Origin of the sequence: Kitasatospora sp. NPDC092286, from assembly GCF_044755565.1 — a bacterium.
In the GTDB taxonomy this organism is placed as follows: Bacteria; Actinomycetota; Actinomycetes; order Streptomycetales; family Streptomycetaceae; genus Kitasatospora.
On the sequence record NZ_JBIVRD010000005.1, the window covers coordinates 184,736 to 202,149 of the forward strand.

Annotated in this window: 16 protein-coding genes; 6 read left to right on the forward strand and 10 right to left on the reverse strand. The window is 75.5% G+C overall.

Annotation, left to right across the window (positions count from 1 at the left end; all coding sequences use genetic code 11):
* Window positions 1-41: 41 nt before the first annotated feature.
* A complete protein-coding gene (locus ACIQIB_RS07510; RefSeq protein WP_400757181.1) occupies window positions 42-1,016 on the reverse strand; it encodes a pseudouridine synthase in 975 nt (324 codons plus the stop codon).
* A gap of 166 nt (window positions 1,017-1,182) precedes the next feature.
* Here ACIQIB_RS07510 and ACIQIB_RS07515 point away from each other — a divergent pair, with 166 nt between their 5' ends.
* Complete coding sequence (locus tag ACIQIB_RS07515) at window positions 1,183-2,292, forward strand: PP2C family protein-serine/threonine phosphatase (RefSeq protein WP_363605048.1); 1,110 nt, start codon at window positions 1,183-1,185, stop codon at window positions 2,290-2,292.
* Window positions 2,293-2,509: 217 nt separating this feature from the next.
* Window positions 2,510-3,382 carry a DUF5995 family protein gene (locus ACIQIB_RS07520; protein ID WP_400757183.1) on the forward strand — a complete coding sequence of 291 codons (873 nt, stop codon included), beginning with the start codon at window positions 2,510-2,512 and terminating at the stop codon, window positions 3,380-3,382.
* On the opposite strand, the gene ACIQIB_RS07525 is transcribed toward ACIQIB_RS07520, so the two are convergent.
* Window positions 3,343-4,782 (reverse strand): GuaB1 family IMP dehydrogenase-related protein, encoded by a 1,440-nt coding sequence (locus ACIQIB_RS07525; protein ID WP_400757184.1) that lies wholly within the window; start codon window positions 4,780-4,782, stop codon window positions 3,343-3,345. The two genes, ACIQIB_RS07520 and ACIQIB_RS07525, sit on opposite strands and share 40 nt — an antisense overlap.
* Before the next feature lie 279 nt (window positions 4,783-5,061).
* Here ACIQIB_RS07525 and ACIQIB_RS07530 point away from each other — a divergent pair, with 279 nt between their 5' ends.
* A complete protein-coding gene (locus tag ACIQIB_RS07530) occupies window positions 5,062-6,582 on the forward strand; it encodes an SDR family NAD(P)-dependent oxidoreductase (protein WP_400650562.1) in 1,521 nt (506 codons plus the stop codon).
* A gap of 134 nt (window positions 6,583-6,716) precedes the next feature.
* Entirely contained in the window at window positions 6,717-7,187 is a 471-nt protein-coding gene (locus tag ACIQIB_RS07535) for an NUDIX hydrolase (protein WP_400757186.1), read from the forward strand.
* Here ACIQIB_RS07535 and ACIQIB_RS07540 read toward each other — a convergent pair.
* The 7 genes from ACIQIB_RS07540 to ACIQIB_RS07570 form a co-directional block, all read right to left on the reverse strand.
* Window positions 7,163-7,504 carry a hypothetical protein gene (locus tag ACIQIB_RS07540; RefSeq protein WP_400757188.1) on the reverse strand — a complete coding sequence of 114 codons (342 nt, stop codon included), beginning with the start codon at window positions 7,502-7,504 and terminating at the stop codon, window positions 7,163-7,165. The genes ACIQIB_RS07535 and ACIQIB_RS07540 overlap by 25 nt on opposite strands.
* Window positions 7,505-7,585: 81 nt before the next feature.
* Complete coding sequence (locus tag ACIQIB_RS07545; protein WP_400757189.1) at window positions 7,586-8,347, reverse strand: endonuclease/exonuclease/phosphatase family protein; 762 nt, start codon at window positions 8,345-8,347, stop codon at window positions 7,586-7,588.
* A complete protein-coding gene (locus ACIQIB_RS07550) occupies window positions 8,338-9,825 on the reverse strand; it encodes an aldehyde dehydrogenase (NADP(+)) (RefSeq protein WP_363605056.1) in 1,488 nt (495 codons plus the stop codon). Before ACIQIB_RS07550 ends, ACIQIB_RS07545 begins: the two co-directional genes overlap by 10 nt.
* A gap of 56 nt (window positions 9,826-9,881) precedes the next feature.
* Window positions 9,882-10,748: an SMP-30/gluconolactonase/LRE family protein gene (locus ACIQIB_RS07555; protein WP_400757190.1), complete on the reverse strand. Its 867-nt coding sequence runs from the start codon at window positions 10,746-10,748 to the stop codon at window positions 9,882-9,884.
* A 35-nt stretch (window positions 10,749-10,783) separates the two neighbouring features.
* Window positions 10,784-12,493: a dihydroxy-acid dehydratase gene (locus tag ACIQIB_RS07560; protein ID WP_400757192.1), complete on the reverse strand. Its 1,710-nt coding sequence runs from the start codon at window positions 12,491-12,493 to the stop codon at window positions 10,784-10,786.
* 35 nt (window positions 12,494-12,528) lie between these two features.
* Window positions 12,529-13,449, reverse strand: a complete 921-nt coding sequence (locus ACIQIB_RS07565; RefSeq protein ID WP_400757194.1) for a hypothetical protein — start codon at window positions 13,447-13,449, stop codon at window positions 12,529-12,531.
* Between the two features lie 26 nt (window positions 13,450-13,475).
* Window positions 13,476-14,555 carry a M24 family metallopeptidase gene (locus ACIQIB_RS07570; RefSeq protein ID WP_400757195.1) on the reverse strand — a complete coding sequence of 360 codons (1,080 nt, stop codon included), beginning with the start codon at window positions 14,553-14,555 and terminating at the stop codon, window positions 13,476-13,478.
* 218 nt (window positions 14,556-14,773) lie between these two features.
* On the opposite strand from ACIQIB_RS07570, the gene ACIQIB_RS07575 reads away from it, so the two are divergent.
* Window positions 14,774-15,754 (forward strand): zinc-binding dehydrogenase, encoded by a 981-nt coding sequence (locus ACIQIB_RS07575; protein WP_400757197.1) that lies wholly within the window; start codon window positions 14,774-14,776, stop codon window positions 15,752-15,754.
* 17 nt (window positions 15,755-15,771) lie between these two features.
* On the opposite strand, the gene ACIQIB_RS07580 is transcribed toward ACIQIB_RS07575, so the two are convergent.
* Window positions 15,772-16,545 carry an inositol monophosphatase family protein gene (locus ACIQIB_RS07580; RefSeq protein WP_400757199.1) on the reverse strand — a complete coding sequence of 258 codons (774 nt, stop codon included), beginning with the start codon at window positions 16,543-16,545 and terminating at the stop codon, window positions 15,772-15,774.
* Between the two features lie 68 nt (window positions 16,546-16,613).
* Between ACIQIB_RS07580 and ACIQIB_RS07585 the strand changes: the two genes are divergently transcribed.
* Complete coding sequence (locus ACIQIB_RS07585) at window positions 16,614-17,414, forward strand: IclR family transcriptional regulator (RefSeq protein WP_363605070.1); 801 nt, start codon at window positions 16,614-16,616, stop codon at window positions 17,412-17,414.

Below are 17,414 nucleotides of genomic sequence, written 5' to 3' on the forward strand. Positions count from 1 at the left end.
GAAGCGGAGTCGTCCCTTCGCCCTAGACCAGCGGTCCTAGATCATCCGACGGTCCCGGACCGTCCAGCGGGCTCGGGCCCGGCGGCCCACGCCTCCGGGTCCGACCAGGCGGTCAGCGTGCGGCGGCTCTCGAAGCGCCGCGGCCGCCCGGTCAGCGGGTCGGTGAACTCGACCACCGATGCCAGGAGTTGCAGCGGGCGGCGGAAGTCGTCCGGAGCCGTCTCCGGCAGTACCACCGGGTACACCGGGTCCCCGAGGATCGGCACGCCCAGGCTGCTCATGTGCAGCCGCAGCTGGTGGGTGCGCCCGCTGAGCGGCCGCAGCCGGTAGCGGGCGAGGCCGTCGCGCCGCTCGACCAGGTCGATCCGGCTCTCACTGTTCGGCGGGGCGTCGGTCTCCCGGGCCGCGATCACCCCGCGCTCCTTGACGATGTGGCTGCGCACCGTCCGCGGCAGCACGAGCGCGGGGTCGTACGGCGCGACGGCCTGGTACTCCTTGCGGACCAGCCGGTCCCGGAACAGCGTCTGATAGGCGCCGCGGTCCTCGGGCCGCACCACGAACACGGCCAGGCCCGCGGTCAGCCGGTCCAGCCGGTGCGCCGGGCTGAGCGCGGGCAGGGCGAGCGAGTGCCGCAGCCGGGAGAGCGCCGTCTCGACGACGTGCCGGCCGCGCGGCGTGGTGGCCAGGAAGTGCGGCTTGTCGACCACCACCAGGTGCTCGTCGTGGTGGAGCACGTCCAGCCGGAACGGGACGGGGGTCTCGTCCGGCGGATCCCGGTAGAGCCAGAGGTGGGCACCGGGCCGGAACGGCTCGTCCGGGCCGATCGGCCCGGACTCGCCGACGATCTCGCGGGCGGCCAGCAGGGCGTCGATCCGCGCCGGGTCCACGGTGGGCAACCGGTCGACCAGGTGCGCCCGCACCGTCGGCCACGCGCCCTCGGCCGGCAGCCGCAGGTGTACCGGGTCCACCCCGTTGCGCTGCGGGAGGGGGGCGGGCGGCTTGCTCTTCCGTCTCATCTCCCGGCCAGCCTAACCGGACCCCTTCGGAGCCCTGCCGCCGGAGCCCTGCCACCGGAGCCGCCCGGTATCGGGCGGCGCCCGAGGTGCCGGTGGCGGCGCGCGCGGAGGAAAGTGGAGGGTGAGAGGTCGGACCGGCCGTGCCCAGGACGGGAGGAGCTGACAGGTGAGCGCCGAGAGCCTACCGGACGCGGTGCCGCCGCTGCATCTGCCGCGGCGGACCAGGCTGCTGCTGTGCGGCGCGTTCCTGCTGCTGGGCGCGGCCGTGGTGGCCGACCTCGTCACCGGGCCCGGGACGACCCTCTCCCCCGTGCTGGCGGTGGCGCCGATACTGGCCGGGGCCACCACGCGGACGGCGCGGGTGCCGCTGATCGCCGGGGCGATCGCCATCGCCGCCGTCGCACTGCTGGAGCTGACCAACAGCGGTCTGCCCGACTCCGTCCACGTCACCGCGCTGATCACCGTGCTGGCCGCCACCCTGGCCAGCGCCGGCAACGTCGTCCTGGTGGCGGCCCGGGAGCGCGAGCTGCTCCACGTCCGGACGGTGGCCGAGGCGGCGCAGCGGGCCCTGCTGCGCCCGCCGCCGGAGCGGATCGGGCCGCTGCGGACCGCCGTGCGGTACGTCGCGGCGGCGGCCGAGGCCAGGATCGGCGGCGACCTGTACGAGGTGGCGAACACCCCGTACGGTGTGCGGATCCTGCTGGGGGACGTGCAGGGGCACGGGCTCCCGGCGGTGGAGACGGCCGCGGACGTGCTGGGGGTGTTCCGGGAGGCGGCGCGCACCGAGCCTGACCTCGCCCGGCTGGCCGAACGGCTGGACGCGGCGCTGACCGGCCGCCCGGAGAACGACCGCTTCGTGACGGCGCTGCTGCTGAACGCGGCGCCGGACGGCGGGCCGGTCGACTTCGTGAACTGCGGCCATCCGAACCCGCTGTACCGCCGGGCCGGGCGGGTCGGCGAACTGGAACCGCCCCTGCACGCCCCGCCGCTGGGCCTGCTCGGCCTGGTCGGCGGCCGGTACCGCGTGGGCCGGTTCGAGCCGCGCCCGGGCGATCTGCTGCTGCTCCACACCGACGGCGTGTCCGAGGCGCGGAACGCGGCCGGGCGGTTCTACCCGCTGGCCGAGCGGTTCGCCGGGCTGCACGCCGGGAGCCCGGCGGACGTGCTGGACGAGCTGCTCGCGGATGTCGGCCGCTGGGTCGGCCAGGCCGGACTGGCCGACGACGCGGCGCTGCTGGCGGTGCGCTGGGAGCGCCGGGAGCACTGGGAGCACTGACCGCAGCGGCCAGGTGCCGGGCGAACCGGCCGGGTTCACCGGCACGTTCCGGCTCTCCGCCGACGGGGAGGGCAGGCACGCCTACGTCCTGTACGTCCTGGAGTACGAGTTGGGCTGATCACTCCGACGGCCGTCGGCCGCGCGGCACCGGCTGCGGCCCGGCGTTCCGCTGACACGATGATGCGATCGGTGCGCGATCGACGTCGGGGAGTGACGTATGCCGGGTGGTGCGGTGACGGCGGCGGTCGGACCCGGACCGGGTCCCCGGCTCGGGCCCGGGCTCGGACCCGGCCTCGGGAAGGTCGACGGGGTGATCGGCCGGCTGCGGGAGATCGGGGTGGGCCTGCCCGGGGGCGACGGCGTGGCGGTGTTCAACCGGATGTACCTCACGGTGACGGAGACCGTGCGCGACCGGCTGACGGCGTGCGACCGGCCCTACTTCGCCGACCCGGTCGCCATGGCCGAGCTGGACGCGGTGTTCGCCGGGCGCTATCTGCTGGCCGTGGACGCCGACGCGGCCGGTGGGCGGCCGCCCGCCTGCTGGCGGCCGCTGTTCGAGCTGCGTGCGGACCCGGACGTGCACCCGGTCCAGTTCGCCCTGGCCGGGATGAACGCCCACATCCAGCACGATCTGCCGCTCGCCGTCCTGGACACCTGCCACCGGCTGGACTGTCCGCCGGACGAACTGGCCGGGGACTACGACCGGATCAACGGACTGCTGGCGGAGGTGGAGACGACCGTCCGCGAGCAGCTGATGCCCGGGCCCGACCTGCTGGAGCGGGCCGAGCCGCTCACCCACCGGGTGGGCGCCTGGTCGGTCGACGCGGCCCGCGAGGCGGCGTGGACGAGCGTGCTCGCGCTCTGGGAGCTGCGCGGGGTGCCGTTGGCGGCGGCCGCGCTCGCCGCCGCGCTGGACGGATCGGTCGGCCTGCTCGGCCGCGCCCTGCTCACCCCGCTGGGGTTCCACGGCACCACCGCCGCGCCGGCGCCCGGCCGGCTCCCCGTGGCGGGGAACCGGCCGGGCGTCGGCCGAACACCGCGCCCGGGCGATCAGGCCCAGCTGGAGTGCAGCGGCTTGCCCTCGGCGTAGCCGGCGGCGCTCTGGATGCCGACCACGGCCTTCTCGTGGAACTCCTCCAGGCTGGAGGCGCCCGCGTAGGTGCAGGAGCTGCGCACCCCGGCGACGATCGAGTCGATCAGGTCCTCGACGCCCGGGCGGGCCGGGTCGACGAACATCCGCGAGTGCGAGATGCCCTCCTCGAACAGCGCCTTGCGGGCGCGGTCGTAGGCGGAGTCCTGGGCCGTGCGGTTGCTCACCGCGCGCGCCGAGGCCATGCCGAAGCTCTCCTTGTACTGGCGTCCGTCCGCGGTGGTCTGGAGGTCGCCCGGCGACTCGTAGGTACCGGCGAACCAGGAGCCGATCATCACGTTCGAGGCACCGGCGGCCAGCGCCATCGCGACATCGCGCGGGTGGCGCACGCCGCCGTCGGCCCAGACGTGCCGGCCGAGCCGGCGGGCCTCGGCGGCGCACTCCAGCACGGCGGAGAACTGCGGGCGGCCGACGCCGGTCATCATCCGGGTGGTGCACATCGCGCCGGGGCCGACACCGACCTTGAGGATGTCGGCGCCCGCCTCGACCAGGTCGCGGACACCGGCGGCGGAGACCACGTTGCCGGCCACGATCGGGATCCGCGGGTCCAGCCCGCGCACCGCGCGCAGCGCGCTGATCATCGACTCCTGGTGGCCGTGCGCGGTGTCGACCACCAGCACGTCCGCCCCGGCGTCGATCAGGGCCTGGGCCTTGCCGGCCACGTCGCCGTTGATGCCGACGGTGGCCGCGATCCGCAGCTTGCCGGCGGCGTCCACGGCCGGGGTGTAGAGGGTGGCGCGCAGCGCGTTCTTGCGGGTCAGGATGCCGACCAGGCGGCCCTCGGCGTCCACCACCGGGGCGAGCTTGCGGTGCGTCTCGCTCAGCCGGTCGAAGGCGGCGCGCGGGTCGATGCCCTCGTCCAGCAGCACCAGGTCGCGGGACATGACGTCGGCGAGGCTGGTGAAGCGGTCGACGCCCTGGCAGTCGGAGTCGGTGACCACGCCGACCGGCCGGCCGTCCTCGACCACGACCAGCGCGCCGTGCGCCCGCTTGTGCAGCAGCGACAGCGCCTCGGCGACGGTGGCGCCCGGGTCCAGCGTGATGGCGGTGTCGTGCACCAGGTGGCGCTGCTTGACCCAGCCGATGACGTCGGCGATGACCTCGGTGGGGATGTCCTGCGGGATGGCGACCAGGCCGCCGCGGCGGGCGACGGTCTCGGCCATCCGGCGGCCGGCGATGGCGGTCATGTTGGCCACGACCAGCGGGATGGTGGTGCCGGTGCCGTCGTTCGAGGAGAGGTCGACCGCCTGCCGGGAGCCCACGGCGGAACGGCTGGGGACCATGAAGACGTCGTCGTACGTCAGGTCGTACGAGGGCATGAGGTCGTTCAGGAAGCGCATGAAGGGGCTCTCTGGCTGGGGGGAGGTACACCTCGGGCGCGATTGCGGTGGTGCCGCAGGGCGCGTTCGGGCGCCCCGCACCCAGCATTCGATTCTCCGGGACGGTGGAACCAAAAGCCAGTTCGAACAGGATTGCTGGCGCACCGCACAAAGCATGATCACCGGATCGGCGTCCGGCTTGGAGGTTCCTCCAGCCGGTCCGCTTTTCGCCCCGGCCACGGCCGCTCCCGTAGCATTCACGCGGTAACGGCGAGGCGAGACCAGAGAACGGCAGCGGGAATGACGGCGGGCGTGGACTTCGAGCAGGACATCGAGCGGGACGGCGGCGGCGAAGGCCCCGAGGAGGAGATCGACTACGGCCCCGGTCTCGACCCCGAGCGGCTGCGGCTCTGCCTCGACGTGCTCGCCGAGCTCGACCAGCTGCACGTGGACCACCCGGACGCGATCACCGTCCGCAAGGCCGTCGGCGGCATATTCCGCACGCTCAAGCAGCGCCGCCGCCAGGAGACCCGGGCCCGGAAGACCGCCAACGACCGCGAGGTCACCGCACGGACCGCCACCGGCGCGCCGACCCGGATCGACGACGAGACGGCCGGCGCGTTCGGCCTGACCACCGTCACCACCGCCGAGATCGCCGGCATCCTGGAGCGCCCGCGCTCCTGCTACACCTGCAAGCAGCGGTACGTCGAGGTGGACGCGTTCTACCACAACCTCTGCCAGCCCTGCGCCACCAGGAACCGCGCCCGCCGCGACGCCCGCGCCGACCTCACCGGCAAGCGCGCGCTGCTCACCGGCGGCCGGGCCAAGATCGGTATGTACATCGCGCTGATGCTGCTGCGCGACGGCGCCCACACCACCATCACCACCCGTTTCCCCAACGACGCCATCCGCCGCTTCACCGCGATGCCGGACAGCGCCGAGTGGCTGCACCGCCTCAAGATCGTCGGCATCGACCTGCGCGACCCGGCCCAGGTCCTGGCGCTCGCGGACGAGGTCGCCGCGGACGGCCCGCTGGACATCCTGATCAACAACGCCGCGCAGACCGTGCGCCGGCCGCCGGAGTCCTACCGCGAGCTGGTCGCCGCCGAGTCGGCGCCGCTGCCGGCCGGCGAGCTGCCGCAGTCCACCACCATCGGCCGGTTCGGCAGCGGCAGCGTCGACCTGCCCGCGCTGCCCGCCCAGGCCACCGGCGGCAGCGAGCGGATCTCCGCCGAGGACGTCACCTCGCTGGCCCTGGTCACCGGCTCCGCGACGCCCGCCCGGATCGAGGCCGGCACCGCGATCGACGCCGGCGGCCTGGTGCCCGACCTCGCGTCCACCAACAGCTGGGTGCAGACCGTCAACGAGGTCGGCCCGGTGGAGCTGCTGGAGGTCCAGCTCTGCAACTCCACCGCGCCGTTCATCCTGATCAGCCGGCTCCGCCCGGCGATGGCCGCCTCCGCCTCCCGCCGCAAGTACGTGGTCAACGTCTCGGCGATGGAGGGTGTGTTCACCCGCGGTTACAAGGGCGCCGGCCACCCGCACACCAACATGGCCAAGGCCGCGCTCAACATGCTCACCCGCACCAGCGCGCAGGAGATGTTCGAGACCGACGGCATCCTGATGACCGCCGTCGACACCGGCTGGATCACCGACGAGCGGCCGCACCCGGACAAGATGCGCCTCGCCGAGGAGGGCTTCCACGCCCCGCTCGACCTGGTCGACGGCGCCGCCCGGGTGTACGACCCGATCGTCCGCGGCGAGCAGGGCGAGGACCTGTACGGCTGCTTCCTCAAGGACTTCGACCGCGCCGCCTGGTGACGGACCGCCGTCCGACGACGGGCCGCCGCGCGGTGGCGGCCCGTCGGCTCCCCCCGCCCGTCCGGGTCGCCGTCCGAAGACCCGTATCGCCGCCGTATCGCCGCCCGCATCGCCGTCCGTGAAGGAGACCGGAGTTGACCACCGCACCGATGCTCGGCGCAGGCGTGATCGTGCCCACCGGGGACGGCCGGGTGCTGCTCGGCCGCCGGATCACCGCCGGCGAGCCGCCCACCTGGAGCCTGCCCGGGGGCAAGGTGGACGACCCGGGCGAGTCCTTCGAGCAGGCCGCCGCGCGTGAACTCGCCGAGGAGACCGGCATCGTGCTCCCCGCCTCGGAGATGCGCGTCCTGGCCGTCCTCCTCGACCACGAGCTGGGCCGGCCCAGGCTCACCGCGGCCGTGCTCGCCCCGCCGAGCCTGGCCGCCGCCGAGGTCACCGAGCCGCACGCCTGCGCCGGCTGGGAGCGGTTCCCGGTCGACGCCCTGCCCGGGCCGATGTTCTACCCGTCCGCCCTGGTCCTCGGCAGCTGGCTGCCGGGCCCGACGGCGCTGCGCGACGTCCTGCGCGCGGGGACGTACGCCTACCCCGTGGGCTCCTCGGGCTGACGCCCACCCGTCCGCGTGTCGACGGTGACGCGGAAGTGGCTGCCGTTGCGCGGGCCGAGCCGGGCGGTGGCGTGCGGTTCGGGCACGGCGGTGTCGGCGGTGAACGCGCTCTGCCCGAGGCCGAGCCGGGCGGTGCGCCGGCCGCAGTAGCGGAAGTACACGGCCAGCCGGTACGGCCCGGGCTCGACGGGCAGTCGCGTCCGGCCCCAGACCGCGGGCGTCTCCACACCGTCGATCGCCACCACCGGCCGGGTGAAGGCGTGGTGGAAGGCCCGCGCGACCAGCGAGGCACGGATGTCGACACTCAGCCGCACCACGGTTCCCCCTCACCGAAGCCTTCGGCCCGGAAGTCCACTCCGGCGCCCGGCTCCCGGCCCGGTGTCCGACCCGGCACCCGCTCAGCCGAGGTCGAACTCCGCGACGACCGGCAGGTGGTCGGAGGCCAGGTGCGCGAGGTCGTCGTCGACCACGGTGAACTCGCGGCAGCGTGCGGCCAGTTCGGGCGTGGCGAAGAGGTAGTCCAGCCGGGCCGCGCCGCCGGGGGCCTCCTCGGCGATCGGGATGCGGGTCGGGTAGGTCGGTCGCGGAGTGCCCCGGTCGAGGTCGGTCCAGCCCCGGGCGGCCAGCAGGTCGGCCGGGCCGGTGTCGATCCGGCCGTCGGCCGTGGTGGTCCGCAGCCGGAGGGTCCGGGCCAACGCCCGGTGGGTGTCGGGGTGTTCGGCGGCGGAGAGGCTGTTGAGGTCTCCCATCACCACCGAGTGCGGCGCGAACGAGGCGGCGCCGGCGACGGTCTCCGCCTCCGCCAGCCGGAAAAGCGGCGAGAACGGGTGGAGGTGCGTCATGACGAAGGCGACCTCCCCCAGCCCGGTGCGCAGCACCGCCTCCACCATGCCGTTGTACATCCCGGCCGACTGGGTGGAGGTGCGGACGACCGCCAGCTCGGGCCGGTGCAGCAGCGCCACATGGTTGCCGCTGGGGGCCCGGTTGAGGACGCCGACCAGGCCGAGCTCCTCGGCGAACCACTCGAAGGTGCCGCCGGTGTCGAACCCGGCGCACTCGCAGAGGCCCAGGACGTCGGGGCGCTGGGCGCGGATCACCGCGAGCAGCGGCTCGGTGCGGCGCTCCCCGCCGTCGAGGATGTTGTACGCCATCACGCGCATGGTGGGTTCTCCCTGCTGGTGGGGCTTGCCGGACGATCGTCGCGCAGCTCCGGCGGCAGCGCGGACCGCGGCGCGTTCTGGTAGGTGACCGGCCGCAGGAAGCGGCGGACGGCAGTGGGGCCGACGGCAGTGTGCAGGACGGAGGTGGTCGCCGGGTAGGGGCCGCCGTGGGTCATCGCCGGGGAGACGGCGACCCCGGTGGGGAAGCCGTCGAAGACCACCCGGCCGGCCTGCTGGACGGCGGCGTCGACGAGTTCGGCTTCGGCGTCGCCGTGGACGGTGACGGTGAGACCGGGCGGCAGGGCCCGCAGCACGGCCGGGAGCGCGGCCGGGTCGTCGTACCGGACCAGGACGGTGGCCGGGCCGAAGTACTCCTCGCGCAGCGAGGGGTGTTCGGTGAAGGTCCGGGTGTCGGTGCCGAGCACGGTGGTGGTGAAGGCGCCGTCGTCGTCGGCGGTGCCGTCCCGCAGCACCACGACGCCGCGCAGGGCGGCGAGTTCGGCGAGTCCGGCGGTGAGCCGGCGGGCCAGGTCGGGGCTGAGCAGCCGGCCGGCGGGGGCCTCGTCCAGCGCGGCGAGCAGGCGGGTGGCGAAGTCCCCGGCGCCGGCCGGCAGCAGGACGACGCCGGGGCTGGTGCAGAGCTGGCCGTAGCCGGTGGTGAGGGAGGCGGCGAGGCCCCGGGCGATCTCCTCGCCCCGGCGGGCGAGGGCGTCGGACAGCAGGACGACCGGGTTGACGCTGCCCATCTCGGCGTAGACGGGGATGGGGTCGGGGCGGGCGGCGGCCAGGTCGAACAGGGCGCGCCCGCCGGTCGACGAGCCGGTGAAGGCGACGGCGCGGATCGGGTCGGCGGTGACCAGCCGGCGGCCGGCCTCCAGGGCCGGGTCCGGGAGCAGCGCGAAGGTGCCGTCGGGGGCACCGGCGTCGCGCAGACCGGCCAGGACCGCGGCGGCGGTGAGCCGGGCGGTGCGCGGGTGCAGGGGGTGCGGGCGGCAGACCACCGGGCAGCCGGCAGCCAGGGCGGAGGCGGTGTCGCCACCGGCGGCGCCGAAGGCGAGCGGGAAGTTGCCGGCCCCGAAGACCGCGACCGGGCCGATGCCGACGAGCATCCGGCGCAGGTCGGGCCGGGGCGGACGGGCGGCGGGGTCGGCGCGGTCGACGACCGGTTCGGTGTGGGAGCCGTCGGCGGCGAGGTCCGCGAACATCCGCAGCTGGCGTACGGTGCGGGCGAGTTCGGCGGTGAGGCCGGGCTCGGGCAGGTTGGTCTCGCGGTGGGCGGTGGAGACGAGGTCGGGGCCGACGGCGTCGATCCGGTCGGCGACGGCGTGCAGCAGCCGCCCGTGGTAGGCGGTGGGCCGGCGGCGCAGCTCGGCGTGGGCGGCGGCGGCCCGGGCGGCCAGGGCGTCGGCGGGGTGGCCGCCGGGCGGGTGCGCGGCGGGTCCGGTAGGTGCGGTAGGTGCGGTGTTCGGGGTGTCCATGGCGTTCAGGGCCGTTCTCCTGGTGCGGCGGCGGTGCGCGGGGTCGGTACGGGGGGTCAGTTCGCGAAGCGGTGGGCGGGCACCCCGCGGACCCCCGGCCGGGTGACCAGGACGTGCCCGGCCGACGGTTCGGCGGCCCGCGCGGCCGGGTCGAGGCCCTGCCGGGCCGTGGTGACGTACAGGAGGTCCAGGCCGGGCCCGCCGAACCCGGGGCAGGTGGCCAGCCGGACGGGCAGCGGCAGGTGGGCGAGGAGTGTGCCGTCGGGCCCGTACCGGCGGACGGCGGCGCCTTCCCAGAGCGCCACCCAGAGGCAGTCCTCGCGGTCGACGGTGAGCCCGTCGGGGATGCCGTCGCCGGGGCCGAACCGGGCGAGGTCGCGGGGCGCGCCGAGCTCACCGGTCCGCTTGTCGTACGGAAAGGCGCGGACGCGCGGCTCGGGCGCGCCGGAGTCGACGTAGTGGAGCAGGTCGCCGGCGAGGTTCCAGGCGAGGCCGTTGGACTCGGTGACGCCGTCCAGGACCAGCCGCACCGTCAGGTCGGGTTCGAGCAGGTAGAGGGCGCCGCCGCCGGGCCGCAGATCGAGGGCGGCGGTCCCGGCCCAGAACCGCCCGGCCGGGTCCACCGCGCCGTCGTTGAAGGCGACGCCCGCCGGGGCGCCGGGCAGCGGGATCCGCCGCTCGACGCCGCCGTCGGGGCCGGTCAGGACGAAGTCGGTGCCGGCCGCCAGGACGTGACCGCCCGCGGCACGGAGCCCGGCCGCGCCGACCGTGCCCGGGTACCGCACGGCCGAGTCCCCGCCCGGCCGGTGCCGGTGGACCGTACCGGCCGCGAGGTCGACCCAGACGAGTTCACCGGTCCGGTCGTCCCAGACCGGCCGCTCGCCCAGCTCTGCGCCGGCCGCGACCGCGATCTCCCACTCCATCCGTTTCCTTCCGCGTCGGGTCGGGTGAGGGCCCTTCAGGAGCGCCCGATCACCGGGGGGACCATCCCCAGGTGCGCCTCGGTGGGGGCGCGGAGGAAGCCGAAGTCGCAGCCCTGCGAGGCCTGTGTGACGTGCTTTTGGTACAGCGCGGGCCAGCCGCGCAGGTGCGGCGAGGGCGGCGGTGACCAGGCGGCGCGGCGACGGGCCAGCTCCGCCGCCGGGACGTCCAGGTCGAGCCGCCCGGCCGGGACGTCCACCACGACCGTGTCGCCGGTACGGACCAGCGCCAACGGCCCGCCGACGGCGGCCTCGGGGGCGACGTGCAGGAAGACGGTGCCGAAGCTGGTCCCGCTCATCCGCCCGTCGGTGACCCGGACCATGTCCGTGACGCCCCGCGCCGCCAGCTTGGCGGGGATCGGGACCATGCCCCACTCGGGCATGCCGGGCACCCCGACCGGCCCGCAGCCGGTCAGCACCAGCACGGTGTCGGCGGTGACATCGAGGTCGGGGTCGTCGATCCGCGCCCGCATCTCCTGGTACGAGGTGAAGACCAGCGCCGGGCCGCGGTGGACGAGCAGCTCCGGGCCGGCCGCCGAGATCTTGATCACCGCGCCGTCCGGGGCCAGCGACCCACGGACGACGGCGAAGGCCCCGCCCCGGCGCAGCGGGTCGGCGAGCGGCCGCAGCACGCCGGAGGGACCGGGTGCGCCGGCGGCGGCCGCGCCGAGGGTCGTCCCGGCCACGGTCGGGGCGTCCTGGCCGAGGAGGCCGCCCAGTTCGCGGACCAGGGCCGGCACGCCGCCGGCCGCGTGCAGGTCCTGGACGAGGCCGGCGCCGGACGGTGCCACGTCGACGAGCACCGGCACGTCCGGGCGGGCGAAGTCCTCCGGTGCCAGGTCCAGGGCGAGCCGCCCGGCGAGGGCCGAGAGGTGGATGATCGCGTTGGACGAGCCGCCGACGGCGTTGAGCACGGTGATCGCGTTGCGGAACGCCGTCCGGGTGAGGATCCGCGACGGGGTGGTGCCCTCCCGTACCAGCTCGACCGCCCGGCGTCCGGCCTGCTCGGCGAACGTCTCGGCGGCCCGGTCCCCGGCCGGGACGGTCGCCGAGCCGGGCAGTGCCAGGCCGAGCGTCTCGGTGAGGACCGCCATGGTGGAGGCGGTGCCCATGGTGTTGCAGGCGCCGAGGCCGCAGGAGAGGCAGCGTTCGACCTCGGTCCAGGCGTCGTCGGAGAGCCGCCCGGTGCGGTGGTCCTCCCAGAGCCGCCACAGGTCGGTGCCGGTGCCGAGCCGGCGGCCCCGGAACACGGCCGGCGGGCGGGCGCCGCCGGTGACCAGGACGGCCGGGAGGTCGGCGCTGGCCGCGCCCATCAGCGCGCCGGGGACGGTCTTGTCGCAGTTGGCGAGCAGGACGACGCCGTCGAGCGGGTTGGCCCGCAGGGTCTCCTCGACCTCCATGGCGAGGAGGTTGCGGTAGAGCATCGCCGTCGGCTTCATCAGGTCCTCGCCGAGCGACATGACGGGGAAGCGCAGCGGGATGCCGCCGGCCTCGGTGATGCCCCGGCGGACGGCGTCGACCAGCCCGGCGAGCGGCAGGTTGCACGGGTTGAGGTCGCTCGCGGAGTCGGCGATGCCGATCACCGGGCGGTGGTCGTCGGCGGCAAGCTCGATCCCGGCCGAGCGCATCGCCACCCGGTGCAGGACGGCGACCTCGTCGTCGCCCGCGAACCACGCGCGGCTGCGCAACGGGGCGGGTTCCGGGCCCTGCGGCGGTCGGCCGGTCACAGCTCCGGCACCCCCAGTCCCTCCGCTCCGGGAGCGGACTGGACGAGCGGGACGCCCAGCCGGTCGATCCACTCCCCCGCGACGGCGGCCCGGTGGACCTTGGCCACGGCGATCGCGGCGGCGTCGGCCGCCAGGTGCGCGCCGGCCGGGTAGAGGTTGCGGGCGTTGCGCAGACCGAACTTGACGTACATCGGGGCACCGGCGAGCACCAGGTCGGTCGTCTCGTGGCCGCGCACGACTCCGGCGAGCCAGTCCGGGGACTCGACGTAGAGGTCGATGGGGAGCGAGGTGACCGCCCGCAGTTCGGCCAGCTGGCCGAGGGTGATGTCGGACGGCACGTTGACGGTGTGCGCGCCGAGCCGGGCCAGCTGGCGCATGGCCACCGGGTTGGACGGTGCGATCAGCACCGAGGCCTTCCAGACCACGGACGCCGGGAGCTCCCCGGCCGTCTGGAGGCCGCTCAGCACCTCCAGCAGCCCCAGGTCGGAGACCAGGAAGCCGCGGATGCCCTGTTCGACGGCGCGCAGCACGTCCTCGACGGCGTAGCGGAGCTGGCGGGTACCGCGCAGCTGGCCCGCGAGCGCGGCGCCGTCGGCCGAGCGGGAGTGGTTGCCGGTGTCGTAGCCCTCGCGGGGGCCGACGAACAGCGAGACCTCGACGCCCCGGTCGGCGCCGATCCTGGCCATCTCGGCCAGTTCGGCCCGGGTGAGCAGCATGGCGCCGCTGCCCTGCGAGACGCGGTTGACGGTCACGCCGAGGGCGTCGCCCGCGTCGAGGGTGGCGCGCAGCACGTCCGGTCCCTCGACGCTGGGGATCTCCACCCGGTAGTGGGCGCCGTCGGGGAACCGGAGTTCGCTGGACGGCGGGACGGGTTCGGCGCTCAGGCCGAGTCCGGCGAGGATTTCGGTGCCCCTCATGCGCTGCCTTTCGGGTCGGTGACGGGTCATGTGGTGACGGGTCGTTCGGTGACGGGTCGTTCGGTGGTGGCGGGCCGGTCTACGACGGGCGGTGCCGTGGTGACGCGCTCCGGCCCGGCGTCGGTCAGCAGGTAGGTGTCCTCGGCCTTGGCTCCGCCGGGGAGGCTGGGGTTCCAGGCCAGCGCGTGCCCGAGGGCGATCGGCTGGCGGTACCAGCGGCTGTCGGTCTGCCCGGGCGCGATCTCGAACTCCCGCTGGGCGTAACCGATCGGGCCGCCCTGGTAGTGCTGCCGCCAGCCGCCGGGGTGCCCGGCGGCGGTGTAGGCGCGGTCGAGGGCGGTGAGCGCGTCCCCGTAGCTGCGGCCGGGGCGGCTCGCGGCGAGCACCCCGGCCTCGATGGCGCGGACCGCGGTGCGGTCGGGGGCGTCCCCGGCGAACCGGGTCAGGGCGACGTGCAGTCCGCCCCGGCGGGCCACCAGGACCGCCATGACGGTGCGGTGCAACGGTGCGCCGACGGCCAGCGGGTGGCGGTGGCGCAGCCGTTCGTCGCCGCCGACGATCAGGACCGGCGCGTCGGCTCCGGCGCGTTCCACCCCGGCCGCGATCGCCGCCTGGACGTCGCGGTCCCGGTCGCCGGGCCGCCAGTCGTCCAGGGCGTCCTCGACGGCGGCCGTGGCGTCGGTACCGAGGGCGCGCAGGGCGTCCTGTTCGCCGGGGGTGAGTGCCAGCCGCAACGCCACGAGGTCGTCCGTGGCGTCGACGCCGAAGGCGGGGTGGCCGTCGGAGGCGGTCAGCGCCGGGTCGTGGCCGGTGAACCGTGCGGCGGCGACCGCGGGGGCGGCCGGATCGTACCACGGGACGGCCCGCAACTCGCTGTCGGGATCGGGGTGTTCGGCGATGAGCCGGCCGTACTCGACCTCGGTGGTCAGCAGCAGGGCGGTGGTCGGGGTGACGACCGCCCAGAGGGTGTCGAACGGGGCCGTCCGGTCGATCGGGGGGTTCGGCCCGCCGGTGAGCCAGGCGACGGCCGGCGGCCGGGTGGCGACCAGCGCGGGCAGTTCCCGTTCGGCCAGCCAGGCCCGGACCCGGGCGAGTGCTTCGGTCAACACATCTGAGCCTGTTCTGTAGTGCAGAACCGCGTTCCAGTGAACGATGGAGAGCTAAGCAGCCCGCTTTCGTGATCGTCAAGGCTGCTATGCTGAATTAACAACCAACGTTCTGCAATGCAGAACATTTGAACCGCCGCCACGAGCTCAGCACACGACAGGCCGGCCGGCCCGACGCCACCACGGCGCCCGCACCCGTTGCACCGAGGAGACCGACCATGCGCACCCTTCGCGTCGACCGGCCGCACGCCGTCGCGCTCACCGACGCGCCCTCCCCCGCGGCGGACCCGGAGGCCGGCGAGCTCCTGGTCCGCCCGCGCGCGGTCGGCCTCTGCGGCACCGACCTGGAACTGGTGGACGGTGCCGTCGACCCCGCCTACGTCCGCTACCCGCTGGTGCTGGGCCACGAGTGGTCCGGCGTCCTGGCCGACGGCACCCCGGTGGTCGGCGAGGGCATCGTCCCGTGCGGGCGGTGCGCCGCCTGCGGGCGCGGCGCGACCAACCTCTGCGCGACCTACGACGAGATCGGCTTCACCCGGCCGGGCGCGGCCGCCGACGAACTGCTCGTCCCCGCCCGGCTGGTGCACCGGCTGGCGCCCGGCGTGGACCTGGCCGAGGCGGCGCTGGTCGAGCCGATGGCCGTGGTGCTGCGCGGCCTGCGCCGGGCCGCGCCCGAGCCGGGGCTGCGGGCGCTGGTGGTCGGCGACGGCACGATCGGCCTGCTCGCCGTCCATCTGCTGAGGCTCTGGTCCCCGGCGGAGGTCTGCCTGCTCGGCCGCCGCCCGGAGCAGGCCGGGCTCGCGGCGGCGGCCGGCGCGGACCGGTTCACCCTCGACCCCGAGGAGGCGGGCGGGGGCTACCAGCTGGTCGTGGAGGCGGCCGGCACACCCGAGGCGGTCGGGACGGTGCTCGGCGCGGCCGGGCGCGGCGGGACGGTCCTGCTGCTCGGCCTGGCCGGAACGGGCCGCACGGCCGCGTTTCCGATCGACGAGCTGGTCAACGGGGACCTCACCGTGCGCGGCAGCTTCGCCTACACCTCCGAGGTCTGGCGCGAGACGGTGGGCCTGCTCAACGCGGGCGAGGTCGCGCCCGGCTTCGTGATCACCCACCGCTTCCCGCTCGCCGAGGCCGCCGCCGCGCTGGCCACCCTGCGCGGCGGCGCGGGCCCCCGGGGAAAGGTGCTGCTGACGCTGGAGTGAGGCGCGACCGGGCGCCCTCACCCCACCGCCCGGCGCAGCGCCGCGGCGATCCCCGGGGCGGCGGCCAGCACCAGCTCCGCGTCCGGCGGGCCGCCGTCGGGGCCCTCGACGACGGCGCCCGCCTCGCGGGCGATCAGCGCGCCCGCCGCGTGGTCCCACGGGCCGAGGCCGCGTTCGTAGCAGCCGTCCAGCCGGCCGGCCGCGACCGCGCAGAGGTCGGCGCAGGCCGAACCGCTCATTCGCACGTCCCGTACCCCGGGGGCGAGCCGGCCGAGCACGGCCAGCTGTCCGGCGCGGGCCTCGCGGTCGTACGCCAGGCCGGTGCCGATCAGCGCCCGGTCCAGCCTGGTCTCCCCGCTCGCCCGCAGCGGCCGGCCGTCCAGGGTCGCGCCGCTCCCCCGGGCGGCGGCGAACACCTCCCCGGCCGGGAGCACCACCACCGCGCCGGCCTCGGCCGTCCACGCCTCGGGCGGCCCGCTCCCCACGGCCACGCTCACCGCGTACGGCACCGCCCGGTACAGGTAGTTGACCGTCCCGTCGATCGGGTCGACGATCCAGGTCAGCCCGCTACCGCCGGGCCGGTGTCCGCTCTCCTCGCCGAGGAAGCCGTCCCGCGGGCGGGCCGCGCGGAGCGCCTCGCGGATCAGCGTCTCGGCCTCGCGGTCGACGGCCGTCACCACGTCCAGCTCGGAGGCCTTGGTCGCGACCACGGAGACCGCCGCCACCCGTCTGCTCAGGACGAAGTCGGCTCCCCTTCGCGCCACCGCGGTCGCGAGCGTCAGCAGGTCCACGGACCCCTCCTAGAATGTTCGGCAGAGAAGAATTGGGTTCCATACAGCAGGACGGGGACAGCACAGCGATGGCGGACACCACGGAGACCGGCGAGAAGCGGACCTACGCGGTGGGGAGCGTGGTCAGGGCGCTGCGGCTGGTGGACCTGGTCGCCGAGGGCCCGGCCGAGGGGGTCACCCTCACCGAGCTCACCCGCGGCCTCGGCACCTCCAAGTCCACCGCCTACTCGCTGGCCCGCACCCTGGTCGACGCCGGCTATCTGCGCGACGTGCAGCCCGGCCCCCGCTACCGGCTCGGTATGGCGCTGGTGCGGCTCGGCGACCGGGCGTCCGCCGCGCACCCGCTGGCCGACGTGGTCAAACCGGCGCTGCACGAGCTGAGCCGGCAGACCGGGATGACGGCGCGCGCCGCGATCAACGACGACGGCTACCCGATGTTCATCGCCCGGGTCGACGCCCCGGGCACCATCCGCTTCCACACCCCGCTCGGCGTGCGCGAGCTGCCGCACACCTCGGCCGCCGGTAAGGTGATCCTCTCCCTGCTGCCGCCCGCGGTGACCGACCGCATCGCCGAGGAGACCGGCCTGCCCTTCCGCACCCGCAAGACCATCACCTCGGCGGCCGAGCTGCGGGCCGAGCTCGACCTGACCCGCGAACGCGGCTACGGCGTGGACGACGAGGAGGACTCCGACGGGGTGCTCTGCGTCGCCTCCCCGGTCTTCGACCACACCGGGACGGTGCTCGGCGCGCTCTCCGTCACCGGCCTCAAGGGCGACCAGTCGGTACGCCAGATCACCGAGCTCGGCGGGGTGCTGGCCGAGGCCGCCGACCGGATCACCCGGGCGCTGGGCGGCCACCGGGCGCTCTAG

What these genes read in the sequence shown, in the direction of transcription:
- ACIQIB_RS07510 (WP_400757181.1), bottom strand. Translation starts at nt 1,016, where the DNA reads ATGAGACGGAAGAGCAAGCCGCCCGCCCCCCTCCCGCAGCGCAACGGG.
- ACIQIB_RS07520 (WP_400757183.1), top strand. Translation starts at nt 2,510, where the DNA reads ATGCCGGGTGGTGCGGTGACGGCGGCGGTCGGACCCGGACCGGGTCCC.
- ACIQIB_RS07525 (WP_400757184.1), bottom strand. Translation starts at nt 4,782, where the DNA reads ATGCGCTTCCTGAACGACCTCATGCCCTCGTACGACCTGACGTACGAC.
- ACIQIB_RS07530 (WP_400650562.1), top strand. Translation starts at nt 5,062, where the DNA reads ATGACGGCGGGCGTGGACTTCGAGCAGGACATCGAGCGGGACGGCGGC.
- ACIQIB_RS07545 (WP_400757189.1), bottom strand. Translation starts at nt 8,347, where the DNA reads ATGCGCGTGATGGCGTACAACATCCTCGACGGCGGGGAGCGCCGCACC.
- ACIQIB_RS07550 (WP_363605056.1), bottom strand. Translation starts at nt 9,825, where the DNA reads ATGGACACCCCGAACACCGCACCTACCGCACCTACCGGACCCGCCGCG.
- ACIQIB_RS07555 (WP_400757190.1), bottom strand. Translation starts at nt 10,748, where the DNA reads ATGGAGTGGGAGATCGCGGTCGCGGCCGGCGCAGAGCTGGGCGAGCGG.
- ACIQIB_RS07565 (WP_400757194.1), bottom strand. Translation starts at nt 13,449, where the DNA reads ATGAGGGGCACCGAAATCCTCGCCGGACTCGGCCTGAGCGCCGAACCC.
- ACIQIB_RS07575 (WP_400757197.1), top strand. Translation starts at nt 14,774, where the DNA reads ATGCGCACCCTTCGCGTCGACCGGCCGCACGCCGTCGCGCTCACCGAC.
- ACIQIB_RS07585 (WP_363605070.1), top strand. Translation starts at nt 16,614, where the DNA reads ATGGCGGACACCACGGAGACCGGCGAGAAGCGGACCTACGCGGTGGGG.